The following is a 19,970-nucleotide window of genomic DNA, read 5'->3' on the forward strand; positions in this document are numbered from 1 at the left end:
TATTTTCTTCGCGTTATAATAGATCACTAATTTAATGCAATTGCTAAAGCTCCGCTTTTTAATCGGTAGTTTTGATTTTATAGTGTTTAGACTAAGCAAGAGGAATGCCATAAATTAAAATCCTGTCCAATTGGTCAGGGTTTGGTGGGCTGTATGAGGTTTATAAATGTGGGCTATAAAAATAGTGACATTAAAAATGAGTTAAAACAAACCAATTTGGTGCGAAGGTGCACCAAGTTGGTCTCTATTTATATGGTTTTGAGTGCTAAATAAGGGGCGTTTTACTGATGATTAAACCGTTAATATCGGCGTAAACCCAATTGTTAGGTTCAATAGTGGTGCTAAGCATGGTAACAGCTTGGTTTTTATCACCAAAGCCGCGCTTTAAGGTACTACGCGGTGTAGAGCCTAGCGCCATTACAGGTAAGTTCATCGTGGCAAGTATTTCTATATCTCGGCAACAGCCATTTATTATTACGCCTTCCCAGCCATTATTTAGGGCACGCTCAGCCATAATATCGCCTATAAACGCAAAGCGTTTGCTCGCAAACCCGTTTATAACCAATACTTTACCTTCACCATTTTCATGCAATATATCGGCGGCAAAAGAGTTGTCTTCTGGGCAGGTAACGGTAACTACTTTGCCATAAAACGTGGTTTTTTTACCAAAGTGATAAAGGCCGCTGTCTGCTACTTGCACGTTATCGCGATGATCGTCAAATAAATCGGGTGTAGTAAAGGATGTCATGGGTTAAGTCTCACTTTGCTCAGGTATTTTAAGACCAATACCTTTTAAAATTATGTGGGCAATTGATTGCGTAATTTGTGCCACATCGGTTTCGCCGTACTCTAATTTGTTCATTACGAGTAAAACCTCAGCCTGAAAGTCGGCGTAATATTGCGTGGTAGACCAAATAGTAAAGAGCAAATGGTAGGGATCAACCTTATCCATTTTATCAGCGTCCATCCATGCTTGAAGTACATCAACCTTTTGTTTAACCCAAGGGCGGGTATTGGTTCTAAAGTAGTTTTGTAAATAGGGTGCACCGCGCAGTATTTCACTGGCAAATAAGCGAGATTGCATTGGCTGATTTACGGCCAGTATTACTTTGCTTTTAATATAGTTATAAAGCACGGTAGCTGGATCGTCGTTAATTGTGACGTTATCGAGCCCTAAGTTCCAATTAGCTATTATGCGGTCAATCACAGACTCGTACAGACCATCCTTACTTTTAAAGTAATACAAAATATTAGCTTTTGGCACCTGCGCTTCTTTAGCAACCATGCTCATACTTGCTCCGTCGTAACCTAATTGCGAAAACAATTGCTCGGCGGCATCTAAAATTAGTTTTTGGTTTTTCTCGCGTGTGACTTCTTTTTTATTTGGCTTTATTTGTGTGGTCATTATAAAGTTTGCGTGTTTAACGTATTGATTGATTGTAGCTTTACTGACCAAAAGGTCAATTACTAAAAAGGGTGAATGCTAAAAACAAACGAGAGGTTTAAGCTATTAACCTTGATTGTTTAATTAAATAATTACTGTTAGTTTAGTTTCAAATTTACGAGTAGTACTTTAGGTTTAATATGGAGTTTTTAAGCAAAAATAAATACACGCTTTATGGAGTCGCGGCCATATTACTGTGGAGTTGCTTAGTTGCATTACTACGAGATATTTCTGAGTTGTTTAGCCCTATTGGTGGTGCGGCGGCTATGTATTCTGTCAGTGCGATATTTTTAATTTTGGTTATGGGAGTGCCTAAGTTTAGTGGGTTTTCGAAACGTTACTTGGGAGTAGGTACTTTATTATTTGTAGCGTACGAAATTTGCTTGGCGCTTTCTATTGGTATGGCAAATAGCCGTCATCAGGCAATGGAAATGGCGGTTATTAATTATTTATGGCCCACGCTGACTATACTGCTCTCTATTATTATTGGCCGTAAAAAAGTAAATTTCTGGGTTTACCCAAGCATGATCATTGCTTTTTTAGGCGTTGCTTGGTGTATTACGGGCGATCAAAAAATGTCACTCGATACGCTTGTTACTAACTTTGCTGATAATCCTGCTACTTACTTAATGGCATTAGCTGCAGCGTTTATATGGGCTATTTATTGCGTAGTAACGCAAAAGCTGAGTAATGGTAAAAATGCCATTACGTTATTTTTTGCGGTTACGGCAATGAGTTTGTGGGCGCAATATGGTCTTAGTAATGAAGCGCCATTAACGTTTTCACTCAGCTCAAGCATAACGTTGCTATTAGCTGGTGTAGTCGTGGGGAGCGGTTATGCACTGTGGAATCAAGCTATTATTGGCGGTAACTTAATGCTGTTGGGAACGCTTTCGTACTTTACACCGGTGTTTTCTACTATTATTTCGGCGTTGTATTTATCTATTACGCTGAGTGCTTCGTTTTGGCAGGGGGTTGTGCTGGTAACAGTGGGCTCGCTAATTTGCTACTTTGTAACGCGAGAAAAGCCTAAACGCACAGTAAACTAATCTACTTTAGCTAATGCTTATAAAACACTGATATTTAATGATTTTATATTTTAAATCTAAATTTATACCTTTAATGAGGCGTGCAATACGCCTCATTAAGTTTTTCTTTATAATTTTGCAGGTATAACTGCATAGCTTACTGATTTATTTCTAACTTTTTTTGCACAATAATAAAATATTAATGCAAATACTGCAGCGCTAATATCAACAAAACCGCTTTGATAATATTTTAAAAAATCATCAGCTAATAAAGCCTGTATAAGTGTTGACCCCCCCATACCAGCAGATAAAAGTGCAATACCCATTAAGCCCCAATAGCTAGCGTGGTGAGTTCCTTTAAAAAAGGTATAAGCAACAAAGGCAAAAAATACCAAATAGTAACTATAGAGATAGCTGTAATTTGCGTTACCCATATATTGGTTAGTCCATTTAGCTTGTAATAAAGTGGCAACCACTGCAATCATTGACCCTAAGCAAACACCAATTGTTAAATTTGCCATAAATCGTGTACTTCGTTTGTTGGCATCTTGTTTAAAGCGCTTGTCTAGCCATAATAAGTTACCAGAGTAAAATAAGAATGCGCCAAGTAGCCCCATAACAAAATATCCCCAACGTCCCCATTCACCTCCATAAGTACCAAAGTGAAGTGAAAAGAAACTTCCTACTATATTACCCCAAACACCATCATCTCCTTGCGGATAGCTTGAGTTAAGTACTTTTAATGTATAGGGGTGTAAGAATAAGTAGTCGGTATCAGGTCCGCGAACAACAGCGCTGCTATTACTCATTTTTAATGTTGCAGTCGGACTGTTTGTATTTAAACGACTAAATGTAATATGAATTGGCTCATAACCTGGGGCGTAGTTTTTTGCCGCTAGGAGCTGCTTATTTATGCTTGGTAAGTTTGCAATATGATAATTATGTGCTGCTGGAGCAGGCCGTTGAAAAAAGGATTTATCGTCATAAAATGCTGATAGACCATCATAAACCAGATCATGAAATGCAAATACCACCACAGTAAACGCTATAATTAAATGAAAAGGCAAGCTGGCGATCCCAACTAAATTATGACTATCGAGCCAAAAGCGACTGGCGCCTTTTTCTTTTCGAATCGCAAAAAAGGTTTTTACAAGCGTAGGTAGTAAAATAATTACGCCAGACACTAATGCTAAAAAGTACAGCGCAGATGCTATACCGAGTATATATACGCCTGATTGGTCGTGCCCAATTTCGCCTGCAAACCCTGCGGTTCGATGTAAGTAATCTATTAAATCTGCAAGTTTATTCTCACTTTGTTGCTGTATTACAAGATCATTTTGCTGGTTTAGATAGAGCACCTGTAATTGATTATCAAGTTTCATTCCGCGCTCTTTACCTTGGCTATACCAAGATAGTGGCGCTTGATTTGTTAATAAATCGAGAGAAAAACCATTACCCATTTGCTCAGGGTACTTAGCTATTGCTTGATCAACTAATGTTTGGTGATTGTTAGTTTGTGGTTTAGTCACTGGTGCACTGGCGGGATTTGCCCACTGCGCTAATTCGTGTTTAAACATGGTTAAACTACCAGCATAAAAACCTATAAAAAGTACTAAACCTGCAATTATTCCTGTCCATGTATGCACGCCTTGGTAGGTACGCAAAATATCGGCTCTTACTCTCATAGCCAATTCCTTAAAATTATAAATAAACTATATAGCGTTATATTTAAGCCCCCAAGTGTCAGCCAAGCATTTTTTGCTGAACTAAACAGGTAGGTGAAGCTAAAAATAGTTAACCATAAAATGGGTATCATCCACATATTAAATTGCACTTTGTCGGGCGCATCTATGCCTCCCGCTCCGTACCATGCAAAAAAAGCAACGAGAATAAACGCTAGCGCTAGCCCTAAAAAACAACCAGCTAAACTTTTGCCAAGCCAAGTTGGTTTTATTTTTTGCCTTTTTGCAGATGACATTATTTTACTTCCTTGTGTTTAATCAGGCTTACGAGCGGAATTATTATTAAAGCGAGCATTATCATTAAAATGATAAAAAATACGGCTGCCGCATTAGAAAAAGCATATAAGGCTAATGGTATTGCAATAACAAAAAGGATAAATGCGAGCTTGCGCCAGCTTTTGTTAATGGGTTTGCTTAGAAGTCGTTGGTGGCGGTTACTAAGATAAAACAGGGATGTAGCAGTAAATAAAATAAGAGAAAGGGTAAGTTGCAACATAAATTAAAACACTTATTAATGATGATGCTATTCTAAATGATAACTAAACTCAATTGCAACAAGTGTGTGTTTGTGCTATTTTTTCGAAAAATAAAACAACTATCCATAAAAGGAAATAACTGTGGTAGCTTCATTTAAGCCTAATAAACTTTCACTACTGATTACAAGCTCTTTGTTGTTGGCTCAAAGCAATGCATTTGCTGATGAAACAAGTCGCGAATCAATAGATACAATTATTGTAACAGGCGAAAAAATCGAAAGGTCACTCAAAGATACGATTACATCAGTTGCAGTGGTAGATAAGTCACTATTAGAAAATGGACAACTAGGTTCTGTTTCAGAAGCTTTGGCAGAAATGGCAAATGTAGTGGTACTTACTGGAGCCGTGCCAGACATGCGCGGTGTGTCGGGTAATGGTGGTGCAACAGGTTTTAACTCATTTAGTGGTGGCTCTAAAGTAAGAGTATCAACGCTTGTTGATGGTGTAAGTCAGCCGTTTGTAGCTGATTTAACCGGTGATACAGGTTTGTGGGATATAGATCAAATAGCGGTATACCGTGGACCGCAGTCAACTAGCAATGGTCGTAATAGCATTGGTGGTGCAGTTTATATGACAACCAAAGCACCAACACAAGATTTTGAAGGTGCTGTACGCGTTGGGTATAGAAATCAAGATAGTTATCTTGATACAGCCGCGGTTGTTTCAGGGGCTTTAATTGAGGATGTACTAGCATTTCGTTTGTCTACTCAATATGTAAATGGTGAAACCTTTAGCAATCCTACGATACATGAAACCAATCCAACAGATAAAAACTTAAATAAGCTTAATACCAGTAGCACGCGTGCAAAATTACTGTATACCCCAACAACAGATTTAGCTGTACAGCTAACTTACTCTACCTACAGTGAAGAGGGTAATACAGGTCGTAAGTACTTTGAAGGTGATGAACCGTTTGATTATGTGCCGTTATTTCAGCGCGATATGGATACCCAGTCAGACACGACTCAGGTAAATATTGATTATAAAATAAATGATAACTTTTCGTTCGATATATTACTCGCTTATATGGATTATGACTGGGGCTACGAAGCATATGAGGCACTTGCCAGTGCGGAGTCTGATATTTCTATGGATGAAAAAAATATCACAATTGATAGTAAATTAAATTTTGGCTTAAATAGTGATTTTTATTCGGGTTTTGTAGGTATTGCTTATTTTGACCGTGAACAAGACTTTAAAAGCGTTGGTGCAACCAATTATTTTGGTGACGATAGTAGTGACTCTAAAGCAATTTATGGCGAAACAAGCTTTGAGTTAACAAATGAGCTTACGTTAACAGCGGGGCTGCGAGTTGAGCGTGAAGAACAACTTCGTAATTTTGATATGGCTTTTGGTGGCAGCAGATTAGTTGAGCAATTAGATAATTCTAATACGATAAAACTACCTACGGTAGCTGTTCAATATAAAGTAACTGACAACACTACCTTATCGGCAAGTGCTCGCCGTGGTTATAACGCTGGTGGTGGTGCCTTAGATTTTGCTGCACAAGAATATTATTACTACGAGCAAGAATCAGTAAATACCTATGAAGTAGGCTCGCGTAGCGTACTAAATAATGGTGATTTAAATATTAGTGCTAATATTTTTTACAATAACTTTAATGGTTATCAAGCCTTAAGCTCAAGTCGAAAAATCACTAATATTGACGATGCACATAGCTATGGCTTAGAGCTTGAAGCATATAGCATGTTAGATGAGCAATGGCAGTTACATGCAGGGCTAGGTTTGTTAAAAACTAAAATAGATGAATCAGCGACTTATTCAGATGCAGTGGGTAACGAATTAAACTCAGCACCAGAGCTAACTGCAAGTTTAGGGTTATCGCATTGGTTTACAGATAGCTTAAAGTTAAATGTGAGCGCTAATTATGTAGACGATTACTATGGAGATTTAACTAATACAGAAGAGCGTGTTGCCGGAGGTTATACAATTACGCGTGCAACAATAAGCTATAACAGCGATCATTGGTTGGTGAGTGCTTTTATTAATAATGCATTAGATGAAGAAGCATTTACGTCAGTTGAACCTGCAAGTGGTCCCTACCCAACAGGTTATGTTGCGGTAGTGAATCCTCAAACGTTAGGTGCTTCAGTAACGTATCGTTTTTAACGTGAATTAATTAAGTAATGAGGATGACTATTAAAATTAAGCAGTAAATTTTAATAAACAAAGTAGCCCTATTATTTTAGGGCTTTTTGTTGCGTGCAGATTATTTTGCATTATTTACCTTTGCTAGTAACTCTATAACTTTTTGTTGACCAAATGTTTGTGCAAACTGCTCGGCTGTTTGACCGGCTTTGTTTTGATGCGCGTTATCGCAATCAAGTGATACAAGTGTTTTAGCTATACTAAATTCACCTCTAAAAATAGCAGCCATAAGCGCTGTGTTACCTCGGTTATCTTCTAAACAGGCATTAGCGCCTAAGTGCAAAAGCGTGTTTACCGTGTTTTTATTGCCATGATAGGTGGCAATCATTAATGCGGTGTAACCTTTATTGTTGTAACTGTCGATAGGAATACCGGCATCTACAAATTGCTCTATTACAGCGGTGTCGTTTGTACGTGCTGCGGCAAAGTAATAAGCAAATAAGCTTTGGTATTGTGTTTTTGCAGAATGTTGGCTTTCAACTTGCGTACTGGGTGTTTGTGTACTTGGGGTATTTTGAGCGTAAACGCTACTGGTAAAGCTCAGTAGTAGAGCGACTATAATTAATAAATTACGCATAACCATTGCCTTGTATAAAAGGAGGAAGGGGTTTTCCCTCCCTCATGGTTGTGGTTTAAATAGCTATTTAGTTGGGACTAATTGCTTTTAACTAGTTGCTTATAAGTTAGCTGCAAGTTGTTTAACCATTTTAATATCGCCGTTTACAGCTTTAGTTAAGCGTGTACCGTACTCACTATCTGCTTTGTAAAAGTGGCTAAGCATTTTGTGTTTAACACTGCTGTTTTGCACTTTGCCTAAATCGCCTGCTAGGTTATTAATTAGGTTTGTACGTTCTTGCTTGCTAAAACCACGGTATATAACACCTGCTTGCGCGAAGTTTTGCTGCTTTTTAATCGCGGCTTGTTGTACAAAGCCTTTAAGCTCTGTGTTACTTCTACGTGCAATTGGGTTTTCAGCTACGTTTTCTTGGCTTGGCTGGTAGTTCACATTGCTTGTCGTGTTCCCGTAGTTCATTGCGCCGTCTTGGTTGTAGTTAACCACTTCAACTTTTGCACGGTTAATTGGCAATTGCTGGTGGTTAGCACCTAGGCGGTACATTTGTGTATCAGCGTAAGAAAACATACGACCTTGTAATAAACGGTCTTCTGAAGGCTCAATACCTGGAATAATGTTTGCCGGTGCCATTGCTACTTGTTCCGTAGATTGGAAGAAGTTAGTTGGCATACGGTTTAAGGTCATTGTTCCTACTTTAGTTTCTTTAATGTCTAACCACATTTTTGTTGCATCTAACGGGTTGTAATCAAAGTCATCAAGTTGCGATGGATCAAGCGTTTTAATGTACAGATCCCATTTAGGGAAATTGCCTCTGTTTATTTCAGTGTATAAATCTTGTGTTAAATGCTGAAAGTTTTGGCTTTGTACTTTTGCCACTTCTTTTGCGTCAAGGTTATCAATGCCTTGCTGGCTTACCCAATGAAACTTAACGTATTTAACATCACCCGATTTATTAATCATTTTGTATGCATGTACACCCCAACCGTCCATTTTACGAAGACTTGCTGGTGTACCGTAGTCGCTGTAAACCCACGTTAGCATTTGTGTAGAACCTGGTTCGTGTGAGAAAAAGTCAAATACACGGTTAGGATCTTGAATGTTATCAACCGGAGATGGCTTTAAAGAGTGCACCATGTCTGGAAATTTGATTGCATCACGAATAAAGAACACAGGTAAGTTATTACCTACTAAATCCCAGTTACCTTGGTCTGTGTAAAACTTAGTTGCAAAGCCACGCGGGTCACGCAGTGTTTCTGGGCTACCTTTAGAGTGGATTACAGATGAAAAGCGAACAAATACGTCTGTTTCTTTACCTGCTTGTGCAAACGGTGCTGCAATTGTTAAATCGTCTAGCTCTTTTGATGCTACAAACACACCGTGTGCGCCAGTACCACGAGCATGCACAACACGCTCAGGAATACGCTCACGTGCAAAGCGTTGTAGTTTTTGAATTAGTTGCACGTCTTCTAGTAATACACTGCCACGTTCGCCTGCAGTAATTGAATTTTGGTTGTCGCCAACAGCTGCGCCGTTATCTTTAGTAAGTGTTGTTGCTGCGCTTGCCGGTAATGCCATTGCAAGTGCTAGTGCAGTTAGTGTTAATTTTGTTTTGTTTATTTGAGTATTCATTGTCGACCTCATCTATTTAAAAGTGCCGGCAGTGGTGCAGGCTGTTAATCTGTTAACGATAGTATTGATTTTATTAACTTCGGTAAAACTGATTAATTAGATTGATGTGATTTGTAAAATAGATGAAATAAATTAACAGGAGCACTTTTTACGTTAACGGAATTTTTTTACTACGACCTTGGTCGCAATATGCTTTTATAAAGTTGATTAAATACAAAGGTTTTTAGTTTTATCTGAGTGTATTTTCACCAAGCTGGTGCGTTTTATACTTACAGTGTGTTGACATATTCGTGCAATAAAGGGAATATGCTCAATCGGTGGGCTTATGCTCATTATTGGGTTGCACTAAAAAGCTGCACAATATTAATCGCGCTTAACTCGTTATACTTAAATTAGCTAAACCAAACAGTTTTAATAAGGTGACAAGATGAATACTAACATTGAGCTAGTGATATTTGATTGTGATGGCGTTGTTATTGATAGCGAAATTTTAAGCGCACAAGTACTCATTAATATGCTTGTTGAAAAAGGCGTTGAGATTGACCGTGCTTATGTACAGCAACACTTTTTAGGCTGCAACTTTAAAACAGTAAGCCAAAAAATAGCGGATGCATTTAATGTCACTCTTCCTGAAAGCTTTGAAGGTGACTACCGCGAAGCACTGTTAAACGAATTTGAAACCGGGCTAACCACGACTGACGGTATAAAAGACGTACTTAACAATTTAGCTGTGCCTATTTGTATAGCTACTAGCAGCAGCCCAGCACGCACCGCAAAAGCGTTGAGCGTAGTGAGTTTAAGTAAGTACTTTAGCGATACGGTTTTTACCAGCAGCGAAGTTAAGCGTGGCAAACCAGCACCCGATTTATTTTTACATGCAGCTAAAAAAATGGGTGTAAAGCCAGAGCATTGTTTAGTGATTGAAGACAGTAAAGCCGGCGTAAATGCAGGAATTGACGCCAACATGCAAGTACTGCATTACAGCGGTGGGCAACATATGCAAGGCTCTGTTAATCATGTGCACAGTGCTTACCCAAATGTTGATCATTTAACGCATTGGCAAGATTTTTTTAGTGCATACCCTGCACTTAAAAAGCAGTAAACACGCGGCTTTTTAAATACACCAAGTTTTAAACGCGATTTGCTCGCCTTACTCACTGACAGGCAAGCAAACGCAAAATATAAATGTAGATGGTTTTGCTTTACTAAAAATAAAACAAAACATGGCAAAACATCATGCGTTTATAAGCCAAATTATAAAAGGCAAAGTATTTAGGTATTAAATACTTTGCTGTTAACAATAGGAAATACCATGGCAACGAGTCCACACACACAAACATTTAAAGATGTAAACGAAGAGCAACTTCCTGTTGCTAATAATAAGCTTCATGGCTGGAAACATTTTGCAGGGCTATATGCTGGCGAACATGTTGCGGCTACTGAATTTGTTATTGGTGCAACGTTTGTTGCATTAGGCGCTTCAACCATCGACATTCTACTGGGTTTATTAATAGGTAACCTGTTAGCAATGTGTTCTTGGTGGCTGATTACTGCACCCATTGCAGTAGAAACCCGCTTAAGTTTATATAACTACTTAAACAAAATCGCTGGTAACTCAATGACCAAGCTCTATAACTGGGCTAACGTGGTTATTTTTAGTGTTATATCGGCCGCCATGATCACGGTATCCTCCACCGCCGTGCGGTTTTTGTTTGATATACCTGCGCAACTTGATTGGTATCCAAATAGCTTTTGGTTTGTAGCCATTGTTTTAGCTGTTGGCTCTATTGTTGTGTTTGTTGCGATGTATGGCTTTTCTACGGTTGCTGACTTTTCGAAACTGTGCGCGCCGTGGCTATTTGTTATATTTATTGCAGGTTCGTTCGCGTTATTCCCTGAGCTTTCAAATCACGTATTAGGTTCTACCTCTTTAACTAGCTTTAGCGACTTTATGACCATAGGCGACTCCTCCATATGGACGGGCACCAATGCCGATGGTGAAAAAGGCATTGGCCTATTAGAAGTGATTGGCTTTGCATGGGCTGCTAACTCAATTACTCACTTTGGTTTAATCGACATGGCTATTTTTAGATTTGCTAAACGCAAAAGCTATGGCTTGTTTTCTGGCGTGGGCATGTTTTTTGGTCATTACTTAGCGTGGATCTCTGCCGGTATTATGGGCGCAGGTGTTGCGGTATTACTTAAAACAACTATTTCATCACTTGATCCGGGCGATGTTGCATACCATGCATTAGGTTGGACTGGCTTTGTTATTGTAATTATTGCCGGTTGGACTACAGCTAACGCAAACCTTTACCGTGCAGGTCTTGCAGCACAATCTATATTTGTTAATCAATCACGTGAACGCACAACCGCTATTGTAGGTGTTGTAACCGTGATTATTGCGTGTTTCCCGTTTGTATTTTCACAAATGCTTCCGCTACTTACCTACGCAGGCTTATTAGTTGTGCCAGTAGGCGGCATTGTGTTTGCTGAACATGTGTTATTTCCTAAAATTGGCCTAACACGTTACTGGGCTAAATATAAAAACATTACCCGCAGCGTACCGGCTATAGCATCTTGGGCGTTAGCGCTTGTGTTTGGCTTTGGTTTAAATGCTATTGATGTAATGTCGTTTTACTACTTGTTTATTCCTACGTGGATTTTCACAATCGTTATTTATACGCTTTTAGCTAAAAAATACGGCGCCGGTGAAGATTACACACAAGAGATTGAAGCAGAAGAGCAAGAGCAACGTGATATTAAAGAATATCAAGCTGCTGAAGCTAAAGATATTCCAAAGCCAGTAATTGACAGCTCTGTATTTACCAAAGTACTTAATGCGGTTTCTACGGTTTCACTGGTTATTATTTTTATATTTGCCAGCCAAGTAATGTTTTTCAGTGAAACTATGAGTATGTACAGCGCTAATAAATCGCAGTTCGAAATAGCCTGTTTTATTTGTACTGTTATTTATTTTGTTACTGCGTACTGGTCGTTAAAACGCCATAAAGTACTCAATACAGCATCGTAATTACTTATCGTAATACAGTATCGTAATTTATATTTTATTTTTGTTTAGTAAGGTCGCACCATGACGCAACATCAACACACTGACGCTCTAGTTACAGGGCTAAACCAACAAAGCTTGGCTCAATTACCAAGCCATGTTGATACACCAACCTACGACCGTAGCGTAGTTAAAGCCGGTATTGTTCATATTGGCGTGGGCGGTTTTCATCGTGCTCATCAAGCGGTATATGTTAACGAGCTTTTAAAAACCCCAGGCTCTGAGCAATGGGGCATATGTGGTGTTGGCCTTTTAGAGGGTAATCGTGGTCTGCGTGATATTTTAAAGCAGCAAGATTACCTTTATACGCTTACTGTTAGACACCCAGACGGTAAAATAGATAACAAAGTAATAGGCTCAATGATCGACTTTTTGTTTGCTCCAGAGGACAAACAAGCGGTAATTAATAAGTTAGCGCACAGCGATACTAAAATTGTGTCGCTTACTATTACCGAAGGCGGCTACAACTTTAACCCTGCAACGGGCGAGTTTGATTACAGTAATCCAGATATTATTAACGACATTAATAACACGAACGACCCAATTACAGCGTTTGGTTACATTACTGCTGCGTTAAAACTGCGTAAAGAGCAAGGCCAAGGCGCGTTTACAGTGCAGTCGTGCGATAACATTCAGCACAACGGTAACGTAACACGCAAAATGCTTTTAGCCTTTGCTACAGAGCAAGACAAAGACCTAAGTGAGTGGATTGAGCAAAACGTATCGTTTCCAAATGCGATGGTTGACCGTATTACACCGGTATCTAAAAAGAGTGATATTGATTACGTGGTTGATGCATATGGTGTTAGCGACGAGTGGCCAATTACCTGTGAGTCGTTTACACAATGGGTAATAGAGGACACATTTAGTGACTCTCGTCCAAATTGGGATGTTGTTGGTGCTCAGTTTGTTACTGATGTAACGCCTTATGAAACCATGAAAATACGTTTACTTAATGCAGGGCATTCTGTACTTGGTTTATTAGGTTCAATCCATGGCTATGGCACTATTGATGAAACGGTATCGGATGAATTATTTGCCACATACCTGCGTGCTTTTATGGATAAAGAAGTAACGCCAAATCTTGAACCACTTGAAGGCATTGACCTTGAAAGCTACAAAGATACGTTAATAGAGCGTTTTGCTAATCCTAATATTAAAGACAGCCTAGCGCGTATCTGTAGTGAAAGCTCAGCTAAACTGCCTAAGTTTTTAATTGCCACAATTAACGAAAACCTAGTACAAGGTCGAGATGTATCACTGGCAACGCTTGTTATTGCAACTTGGTGTTTATACAGCGATAAGGGTTTAAGTGAAAACGGCGAAAAGCTTGAAATTCAAGATGCGATGCACAAAGAGCTTAATTCTTACGCGCAAGAGACTCAAACTAGCCCGTCTGCATTTTTAAAGTTAACGAGCTTGTTTGGTAAGCTTGAGCATAACGAAACGTTTACTGCTGAATATAAAAAGTCGATTGCTGCGTTGTATGCACCTAATAGTAAAATTAAAGCCATTATGCAGGCTGTACTTGATCAAAAGAGTAACTAATTATGAGCATTTTAATTAATCATAAATCAGGCGAAAACGTAAGTGTTAGCTGCTTTGGCGAAGTGCTGTGGGATTGTTTTGATTCAGGTAAACGCCTAGGTGGCGCGCCACTTAATATGTGTGTGCGTATTAACTCACTAGGCATTAAAGCCGATATGATCAGCGCTGTTGGCAACGACGAGTTAGGCGCTGAGCTACTAGGCGAAATTACTAGCAAAGGCGTAAGCTGCGAATACATTGCTATTAATAGTGACAAAAAAACTAGTACGGTTGAGGTAACGCTCGACAGTGGTGGCTCAGCAAGTTATGAAATAGTGGCAGATACTGCGTGGGATAATATAGCGCTTACTGATGAGTTACTTAGTAAAGTTAAAAGTAGCGATGTATTTGTATTTGGCAGCCTAATTGGGCGAAGCGAAGCGTCTTTAGCAACATTAAATCAACTAGTTGATGTAGCAAACTTTAAAGTATTTGATGTGAACCTACGTGCACCGCATTACAAGCTAGAAACACTTGTAGATTTAATGAATAAAGCAGACTTTATTAAATTAAACGATGAAGAGCTATACGAAATAGCAAAAGCGATGGGTTGTAAGTTTCATTCGCTTGAACAAAATTTAGCATTTATAGCACAGCAAACAAATACCGATTACTTATGTGTAACCAAAGGTAGCCACGGTGCTTTATTAACAATCAAAGGCGAGAATTTTTATAATTCAGGTTATTTAATTAGCGTAATTGACACTGTTGGCGCAGGGGATTCATTTTTAGGTTCGTTAATTTATCAGCTTTGTAGCAACGACGACGCGCAATATGCCGTTGACTTTGCATGTGCCGTTGGAGCAATGGTCGCCGAAAGTTCTGGCGCAACACCTACTTTAACGCATCAACAAATTAGTGAGTTTATGAACCCACTTTAAAAAACATTGTGTGTGAAAGCGGTTATAACGTAAAAGTTTAACCGCTTTTTTTGTGCCCAAAATAAGACGTGTGTAATAAACATTCAATGTGGAGCGTTAAGTGTGCAGGTTGCGTAAATAGTGGCTTATATCGATTATTGTATTAGCTAAACGTCTTATTGTTTGAGGGTTGAAGCTTTGTTATTGTTCGTCGATTATTCACGGATTGAAAAGGCGGGGCGACACACAATGCGCTCTATAACTAAAATACAAAAAGAGAAACGTGCTTTATGATCATCTTTTTTATCTGCCTCACTATTTTAATACTGGGCTATAAGTTTTACAGCCCATTTGTTGAAAAACAAGCCGGTTTGGATTCAACTGCTGACACACCACAAAAACGCTTTAGCGAAGGTGTTGATTACGTAGCTATTCACCCTGTAAGAGCATTTTTAATTCAGTTTTTAAACATTGCTGGCGTAGGTCCAATATTTGGCCCAATTTTAGGTGCTTTATACGGACCAGTTGCACTAGTATGGATTGTACTTGGTAATGTTTTAGGTGGCGCTGTACACGACTTCTTCTCAGGTGTAATGAGTATAAAAGAAGACGGTAAAAGCCTACCAGAAATCGCAGGCCATTATTACAACGTCGTATTTAAAGGCTTTATGCTTGTATTTACTGCCATGCTACTGTTTTTTGTAGGTGTAGTATTTATTATGAGCCCTGCAGGTTTGCTAAGTAACCTTGATTTTTTTGAAGGTACAATACTGGCAAATAATACCTTTTGGGTACTCGCTATTTTAGCGTATTACTTTTTAGCTACCTTGCTACCAATTGATAAAATCATTACTAAGTTTTACCCAATTTTTGGTGCGCTAATGATTGTAATGACAGTGGCAATTGCTATTTCATTACTTATTAATGCGCCGCACTTACCGGTACCAAGTGACTTTTTAGCTTACTTTGAAGCTGATCACGCACATGACTTTTTAGAGCCAAACCCAGATGGATTACCAACATGGCCATTGTTATTTATAACAATTACCTGTGGTGCTATTAGTGGTTTTCACTCTACTCAAGCGCCAATTATTGCGCGTTGTTTAACTAACGAAAAATACGTACGTCCAGTTTACTACGGCGCTATGATGTGTGAAGGTATTGTAGGTTGTGTATGGGCACTTGCTGGTATTGCAGCGTTCCCAGATGGTTACGCGGGCTTAAAGGCATTGCTTGATCAAGGTGGTCCAGGTTTAGTTGTAAACCATGTAGCTAACAGTTACTTAGGTGTATTTGGCGGTATAATGGCAATTATTGCAGTAGCCGTTTTCCCAATTACTTCTGGTGATACAGCGTTCCGCTCACTACGTTTAACAGTTGTTGATGCGTTTAATATTTCGCAAAGTTTACGTAATCGCTTATTAGTGGCTGTACCTATACTTACTATTGCTTACTTTATGACGAAACTCGATTTTTCATTAATTTGGCGCTACTTTGCATTTTCAAATATGCTGCTTTCTACAAGCGTATTATGGCTTGCCACTAAGTACTTGTTTGACCGTGGTACATTCCATTGGATTGCGAGTGTTCCTGCTGTTATAGCAACTGCGGTAACGGTTTCTTATATTGGTACTGCCGCAATTGGTCTTAACTTATCAAGTGATTTAGGTAAACCTATTGGTGCTGTAGTAACAGTGATTGGCTTAATTGTTTTAGCTATTGTGCACTCTAAGCATAAAGTTAAACCAACAGCGGTTTAATAATAATCACATAAGTTATTTCAAGCATTAAAAAAGCGAGCTATTCATAATGAATAGCTCGCTTTTTTTGTGTACTAAATTTAGGTATTACTGAGTTGCAAGTTCAAAGTAACTGTTATCGTCGAGCGTTTTGCTTATCATCATAGCGCCCTCAAGCAAGCTCACTGTTTGAATAGCTGCTTTAGTAGGGTTGAGTTCACCATTAGCTAAATGCGCAGCGCTAAGCCATGTTAAATTTTGATTAAAAAAGCGTTTTACTTCAAGGCGTACTTTATCTGGAAGGCTATCGCTTTCGGCTCCTAGCAAACCACATAAACACATTTTACGATCGGTTACTAATGCACTTCTAAAAAGCTGAGTGTACACATCAATAGGATTTTTACCGCTTGCTTTAAGCTCGTTTGGCTCGCCTAACGCAGCTAAAAAAGAATTAGTATATTGATGAGCAAGCTCAGCACCTAAATCGGCCTTAGTCGGAAAGTGATAGTGCACACTGGCGCTCTTAATTCCAACTTCGCTTGCGAGCTCTCTAAAACTAAAATTACTGTATCCGCCAAGGCGCACCTTGTTTTCAGCTGCTTTTAATAACGCTTCTTTTTTACTCACTTTTAATATTTTCCTATCTGCAGTAATACCAATTTTATTAAAACATGATCATTGTATCGCATTAAACAACTCACTAACTGCGTTAAAAATTATTCATATAGAATAACTAGATGTCATAATTTTCGCCTTGTTATTGCGCTATTTTCTTAGCGCAATAATAGATCACTTATTTAATGCAATTGGTATAGCAAAATTATCGACCAGTAGGTAGTTATTTACAAGCGTTTTTATTTTTAAGCAACCCCCTAATTTTATTATGAATTAAGTTAAATCCTATAAATCAGAAAAATTTAAACGTTGACTTAAATTTAGTTTAATATTATAAATTACCTACCGATAGGTAGGTTGCTGCCATTAATTCACTTTTAAACAATAAAGATAGAGATTGCTATGAAAATTTATGATGTAGAAAACTTTCCAAACCCACTTCGTGTTCGTATCGCTTTAGCTGAAAAAAATGCCACTGCAAATGTTGAGTTTGTACCTGTTGATTTATTAAATGGTGAGCACAGAACAGAAGCCTTCTTAGCTAAAAATCCATTAGCAGGTGTGCCCATATTAGAGCTAGATGACGGCACGTTTATATCAGAAAGTACCGCTATTACTGAGTATATTGATACCGCATTTGAAGGCCCATCTTTAATGGGTGAAACCGCAAAAGAGCGTGCAGTAATTAACATGATGCAAAAACGCGCAGAATCTATGGTGCTTGACGCTGTGGCAACTTACTTTCATCATGCAACTGATGGCTTAGGTCCAGAGCTTGAAACGTATCAAAATGTGGCTTGGGGTGAAAAACAAGGCGAAAAAGCACGCCAAGGGTTTAGCTATTTTAATGATGTACTAGCGCAATCGGCGTTTGTTGCTGGTGAGCAGTTTAGTATTGCTGATATTACATTGTATGCTGGTCTGGTATTTGCTGGATTTGCACAAATAGCAATCCCGAATGAGTTAACCCATTTAGTTGCATGGCAAGAAAAAGTAGCAAAACGCCCAAGTGTTGCGGCTTAATTAGGTTGTTAGTTTAAAATTTAAGTGGAGTTACGGTTAGGAGCCAAATATGAAAATTGCTGCCGATTTTAGTAAACGAGTTGTTGTACATAGCGAAACGCTACCGTGGGTTGCATCGCCAATGGCGGGTGTTGATAGACGAGCACTGGACCGTGTGGGCGACGAAGTTGCTCGCGCAACGACTATTGTTCGTTATGCACCTGGCAGTGAATTTTCGCCGCATGTTCATACAGGCGGTGAAGAGTTTGTTGTGCTTGAAGGGGTATTTCAAGATGAACATGGTGACTTTGTGGCAGGTTCTTATATCCGTAACCCACCGCAATCAAAGCACAAACCGGGGTCTGAAAATGGCTGCGTTATATTTGTAAAGTTATGGCAGTTTCAGCCAGATGATCGAACCCACGTGCGTTTACAAACAAACTTGATGCAAAGTACGGTGCACCCTAGTTTTAAAAATGTTGCCGTAACCCCTTTATATAAAGACGACTTTGAAGACGTAAGCTTGCTGCACTTTAAGCCTAACGCCTGCATGGTTATAAACGCAAAAGGTGGAGCAGAGTTTTTAGTACTAGAAGGCTCATTTGATGAGCAAGCCGATACCCTTGTAAAAAACAGTTGGTTAAGAGTGCCTATTAATAGCTCCGTTAACGTTAAAGCGGGAAGTAATGGTGCAAAAGTATGGCTTAAAACGGGCCATTTAACTGATGTAGAAAACCAGGTATCTCGCGTACAAAATGCGTAATTGAGTCGTTTATTTGAGACTATTTATTGATTTAGTTCAGGACTAATTAATTTTAGAAGGTGTACTTTTACCACTCAGCCTATTTAAGGAGAGCAGTAATGGTACACACAACACATGGTTTATCGATTGGTCTTGAACGTGCAGGAAGAGAGTTTTTTTTAAAACTTAAAGCCGTTGGTACGCTTACTCACGACGACTACAAAATAATTACACCAATGATAAATTCAGCTCTTGGCGAAGTTAAGCACCCAGTCGTGAACGCCTTAATAGATGGTAGCGAACTTGAAGGTTGGGAACTACGCGCAGCGTGGGATGACTTAAAGTTAGGTGTTAAGCACTCTAAAGAATTTAAAAAAGTAGCTATTTACGGTAATAAAGAGTGGCAAGCTCGAATGGCAAAAATAGGTAACTGGTTTATCTCGGGTGAGGTTCAATACTTTGAAAATGCTACCGCAGCCATAGATTGGCTAGATGAATAGCTTGATTGAAAAAATTAAATTAAAGCCCTCTTATCGAGTGCTTTTTTGCTCTATGAGTAACATTGTTAGGTAGTTACATTCGGTTTATTTCAATTGTTAATACTGCTCTATTAAAATACACTCATTATTATTGAGCAAACTACACATTATAAAAACAATGAAACAAGTACTTACCTTTATTACATTCCTGATATTTTCGACATCGATACATGCAAAAGATAACAACATATTCACGCCGGTGAGCGATCTTTTTTTGGCTGTTTCTAACGTTGACCACACGCAAATGCGTGCAGCCGTTGATGATTCATTTTTACTTTTAGAGCACGGTGAAGCGTGGACTATTAATGACTTTATAAATGTTGTTAAGCCTTCTGACTTTATAAGAACTAATTATTTTAGTGTTATAAATTCGCGTGTAGTGGGTGATGTTGCTTTTATTAATTACTGGAATAAAGCCAATATTAAAAACACCGAAAGAAGTATTGATATTTATTGGTTAGAAAGTGCCGTTGTATCAAAAGTGGGCGATAAATGGTTGTTATCGCAAATGCACTCTACTCGATTACCCCAAGATGAAATACCTAAAGGTGTCACCTTTATAAAGCAATAGATATGTAGTGGTACAGTGATTTTGGCCACCCATTAAGAAAGAAATGTTATGCTAATTAAGCATACAAATTTGGGTGAAAAAATGACGAAATCAAAACGCGCAACATATTCAGCGGCAATTAAA

Annotated in this window: 17 protein-coding genes; 11 read left to right on the top strand and 6 right to left on the bottom strand. The window is 38.7% G+C overall.

Annotated elements, in window-relative coordinates; genetic code table 11:
- Window positions 1-265 precede the first annotated feature (265 nt).
- Window positions 266-748 (bottom strand): putative 4-hydroxy-4-methyl-2-oxoglutarate aldolase, encoded by a 483-nt coding sequence (locus I6F44_RS14915; RefSeq protein WP_182692420.1) that lies wholly within the window; start codon window positions 746-748, stop codon window positions 266-268.
- A gap of 3 nt (window positions 749-751) precedes the next feature.
- Complete coding sequence (locus tag I6F44_RS14920; RefSeq protein ID WP_197174075.1) at window positions 752-1,405, bottom strand: TetR/AcrR family transcriptional regulator; 654 nt, start codon at window positions 1,403-1,405, stop codon at window positions 752-754.
- A 179-nt stretch (window positions 1,406-1,584) separates the two neighbouring features.
- Here I6F44_RS14920 and yddG point away from each other — a divergent pair, with 179 nt between their 5' ends.
- The gene (gene yddG, locus I6F44_RS14925) at window positions 1,585-2,493 is read left to right on the top strand and encodes an aromatic amino acid DMT transporter YddG (RefSeq protein ID WP_197174076.1); all 909 of its coding nucleotides are present in this window, start codon (window positions 1,585-1,587) and stop codon (window positions 2,491-2,493) included.
- A 107-nt stretch (window positions 2,494-2,600) separates the two neighbouring features.
- Here the strand turns inward: yddG and I6F44_RS14930 are convergent, their stop codons facing one another.
- Window positions 2,601-4,157 carry a PepSY-associated TM helix domain-containing protein gene (locus I6F44_RS14930; RefSeq protein ID WP_197174077.1) on the bottom strand — a complete coding sequence of 519 codons (1,557 nt, stop codon included), beginning with the start codon at window positions 4,155-4,157 and terminating at the stop codon, window positions 2,601-2,603.
- A gap of 674 nt (window positions 4,158-4,831) precedes the next feature.
- On the opposite strand from I6F44_RS14930, the gene I6F44_RS14935 reads away from it, so the two are divergent.
- The gene (locus tag I6F44_RS14935; protein WP_197174078.1) at window positions 4,832-6,880 is read left to right on the top strand and encodes a TonB-dependent receptor; all 2,049 of its coding nucleotides are present in this window, start codon (window positions 4,832-4,834) and stop codon (window positions 6,878-6,880) included.
- 100 nt (window positions 6,881-6,980) lie between these two features.
- Here I6F44_RS14935 and I6F44_RS14940 read toward each other — a convergent pair whose 3' ends face one another.
- Together I6F44_RS14940 and I6F44_RS14945 are read right to left on the bottom strand one after the other, a co-directional pair.
- Complete coding sequence (locus tag I6F44_RS14940; protein ID WP_197174079.1) at window positions 6,981-7,496, bottom strand: ankyrin repeat domain-containing protein; 516 nt, start codon at window positions 7,494-7,496, stop codon at window positions 6,981-6,983.
- Window positions 7,497-7,595: 99 nt separating this feature from the next.
- A complete protein-coding gene (locus tag I6F44_RS14945; protein WP_197174080.1) occupies window positions 7,596-9,122 on the bottom strand; it encodes a catalase in 1,527 nt (508 codons plus the stop codon).
- 427 nt (window positions 9,123-9,549) lie between these two features.
- Between I6F44_RS14945 and I6F44_RS14950 the strand changes: the two genes are divergently transcribed.
- From I6F44_RS14950 to I6F44_RS14970, 5 genes are all read left to right on the top strand, one after another.
- Window positions 9,550-10,224 carry an HAD family hydrolase gene (locus I6F44_RS14950; RefSeq protein WP_197117220.1) on the top strand — a complete coding sequence of 225 codons (675 nt, stop codon included), beginning with the start codon at window positions 9,550-9,552 and terminating at the stop codon, window positions 10,222-10,224.
- Window positions 10,225-10,434: 210 nt separating this feature from the next.
- The gene (locus tag I6F44_RS14955) at window positions 10,435-12,156 is read left to right on the top strand and encodes a purine-cytosine permease family protein (RefSeq protein WP_024591939.1); all 1,722 of its coding nucleotides are present in this window, start codon (window positions 10,435-10,437) and stop codon (window positions 12,154-12,156) included.
- 60 nt (window positions 12,157-12,216) lie between these two features.
- Window positions 12,217-13,740 carry a mannitol dehydrogenase family protein gene (locus I6F44_RS14960; RefSeq protein WP_197174081.1) on the top strand — a complete coding sequence of 508 codons (1,524 nt, stop codon included), beginning with the start codon at window positions 12,217-12,219 and terminating at the stop codon, window positions 13,738-13,740.
- Window positions 13,741-13,742: 2 nt separating this feature from the next.
- Window positions 13,743-14,660, top strand: coding sequence for a carbohydrate kinase family protein (locus I6F44_RS14965; RefSeq protein WP_007584308.1), 918 nt, complete (start codon window positions 13,743-13,745; stop codon window positions 14,658-14,660).
- A 269-nt stretch (window positions 14,661-14,929) separates the two neighbouring features.
- A complete protein-coding gene (locus I6F44_RS14970) occupies window positions 14,930-16,399 on the top strand; it encodes a carbon starvation CstA family protein (RefSeq protein WP_197174082.1) in 1,470 nt (489 codons plus the stop codon).
- Window positions 16,400-16,486: 87 nt separating this feature from the next.
- On the opposite strand, the gene I6F44_RS14975 is transcribed toward I6F44_RS14970, so the two are convergent.
- Entirely contained in the window at window positions 16,487-17,005 is a 519-nt protein-coding gene (locus I6F44_RS14975; protein WP_101163235.1) for a TetR/AcrR family transcriptional regulator, read from the bottom strand.
- A gap of 390 nt (window positions 17,006-17,395) precedes the next feature.
- Between I6F44_RS14975 and I6F44_RS14980 the strand changes: the two genes are divergently transcribed.
- From I6F44_RS14980 to I6F44_RS14995, 4 genes are all read left to right on the top strand, one after another.
- Window positions 17,396-18,016 carry a glutathione S-transferase family protein gene (locus I6F44_RS14980; RefSeq protein ID WP_197117218.1) on the top strand — a complete coding sequence of 207 codons (621 nt, stop codon included), beginning with the start codon at window positions 17,396-17,398 and terminating at the stop codon, window positions 18,014-18,016.
- A gap of 49 nt (window positions 18,017-18,065) precedes the next feature.
- Window positions 18,066-18,758: a cupin domain-containing protein gene (locus I6F44_RS14985; RefSeq protein WP_169060750.1), complete on the top strand. Its 693-nt coding sequence runs from the start codon at window positions 18,066-18,068 to the stop codon at window positions 18,756-18,758.
- Between the two features lie 98 nt (window positions 18,759-18,856).
- Window positions 18,857-19,237, top strand: coding sequence for an STAS/SEC14 domain-containing protein (locus tag I6F44_RS14990; RefSeq protein WP_002960091.1), 381 nt, complete (start codon window positions 18,857-18,859; stop codon window positions 19,235-19,237).
- A 157-nt stretch (window positions 19,238-19,394) separates the two neighbouring features.
- Window positions 19,395-19,847, top strand: coding sequence for a nuclear transport factor 2 family protein (locus I6F44_RS14995; RefSeq protein ID WP_197174083.1), 453 nt, complete (start codon window positions 19,395-19,397; stop codon window positions 19,845-19,847).
- Window positions 19,848-19,970 lie beyond the last annotated feature (123 nt).

This window comes from Pseudoalteromonas sp. NZS11_1 (assembly GCF_015864275.1).
Lineage (GTDB): Bacteria > Pseudomonadota > Gammaproteobacteria > Enterobacterales > Alteromonadaceae > Pseudoalteromonas > Pseudoalteromonas arctica.

Coding starts and splice junctions, on each gene's coding strand:
- I6F44_RS14965 (WP_007584308.1), top strand. CDS start 13,743: ATGAGCATTTTAATTAATCATAAATCAGGCGAAAACGTAAGTGTTAGC.
- I6F44_RS14920 (WP_197174075.1), bottom strand. CDS start 1,405: ATGACCACACAAATAAAGCCAAATAAAAAAGAAGTCACACGCGAGAAA.
- I6F44_RS14985 (WP_169060750.1), top strand. CDS start 18,066: ATGAAAATTGCTGCCGATTTTAGTAAACGAGTTGTTGTACATAGCGAA.
- yddG (WP_197174076.1), top strand. CDS start 1,585: ATGGAGTTTTTAAGCAAAAATAAATACACGCTTTATGGAGTCGCGGCC.
- I6F44_RS14945 (WP_197174080.1), bottom strand. CDS start 9,122: ATGAATACTCAAATAAACAAAACAAAATTAACACTAACTGCACTAGCA.
- I6F44_RS14915 (WP_182692420.1), bottom strand. CDS start 748: ATGACATCCTTTACTACACCCGATTTATTTGACGATCATCGCGATAAC.
- I6F44_RS14995 (WP_197174083.1), top strand. CDS start 19,395: ATGAAACAAGTACTTACCTTTATTACATTCCTGATATTTTCGACATCG.
- I6F44_RS14955 (WP_024591939.1), top strand. CDS start 10,435: ATGGCAACGAGTCCACACACACAAACATTTAAAGATGTAAACGAAGAG.
- I6F44_RS14930 (WP_197174077.1), bottom strand. CDS start 4,157: ATGAGAGTAAGAGCCGATATTTTGCGTACCTACCAAGGCGTGCATACA.
- I6F44_RS14950 (WP_197117220.1), top strand. CDS start 9,550: ATGAATACTAACATTGAGCTAGTGATATTTGATTGTGATGGCGTTGTT.
- I6F44_RS14940 (WP_197174079.1), bottom strand. CDS start 7,496: ATGCGTAATTTATTAATTATAGTCGCTCTACTACTGAGCTTTACCAGT.
- I6F44_RS14960 (WP_197174081.1), top strand. CDS start 12,217: ATGACGCAACATCAACACACTGACGCTCTAGTTACAGGGCTAAACCAA.
- I6F44_RS14990 (WP_002960091.1), top strand. CDS start 18,857: ATGGTACACACAACACATGGTTTATCGATTGGTCTTGAACGTGCAGGA.
- I6F44_RS14980 (WP_197117218.1), top strand. CDS start 17,396: ATGAAAATTTATGATGTAGAAAACTTTCCAAACCCACTTCGTGTTCGT.
- I6F44_RS14970 (WP_197174082.1), top strand. CDS start 14,930: ATGATCATCTTTTTTATCTGCCTCACTATTTTAATACTGGGCTATAAG.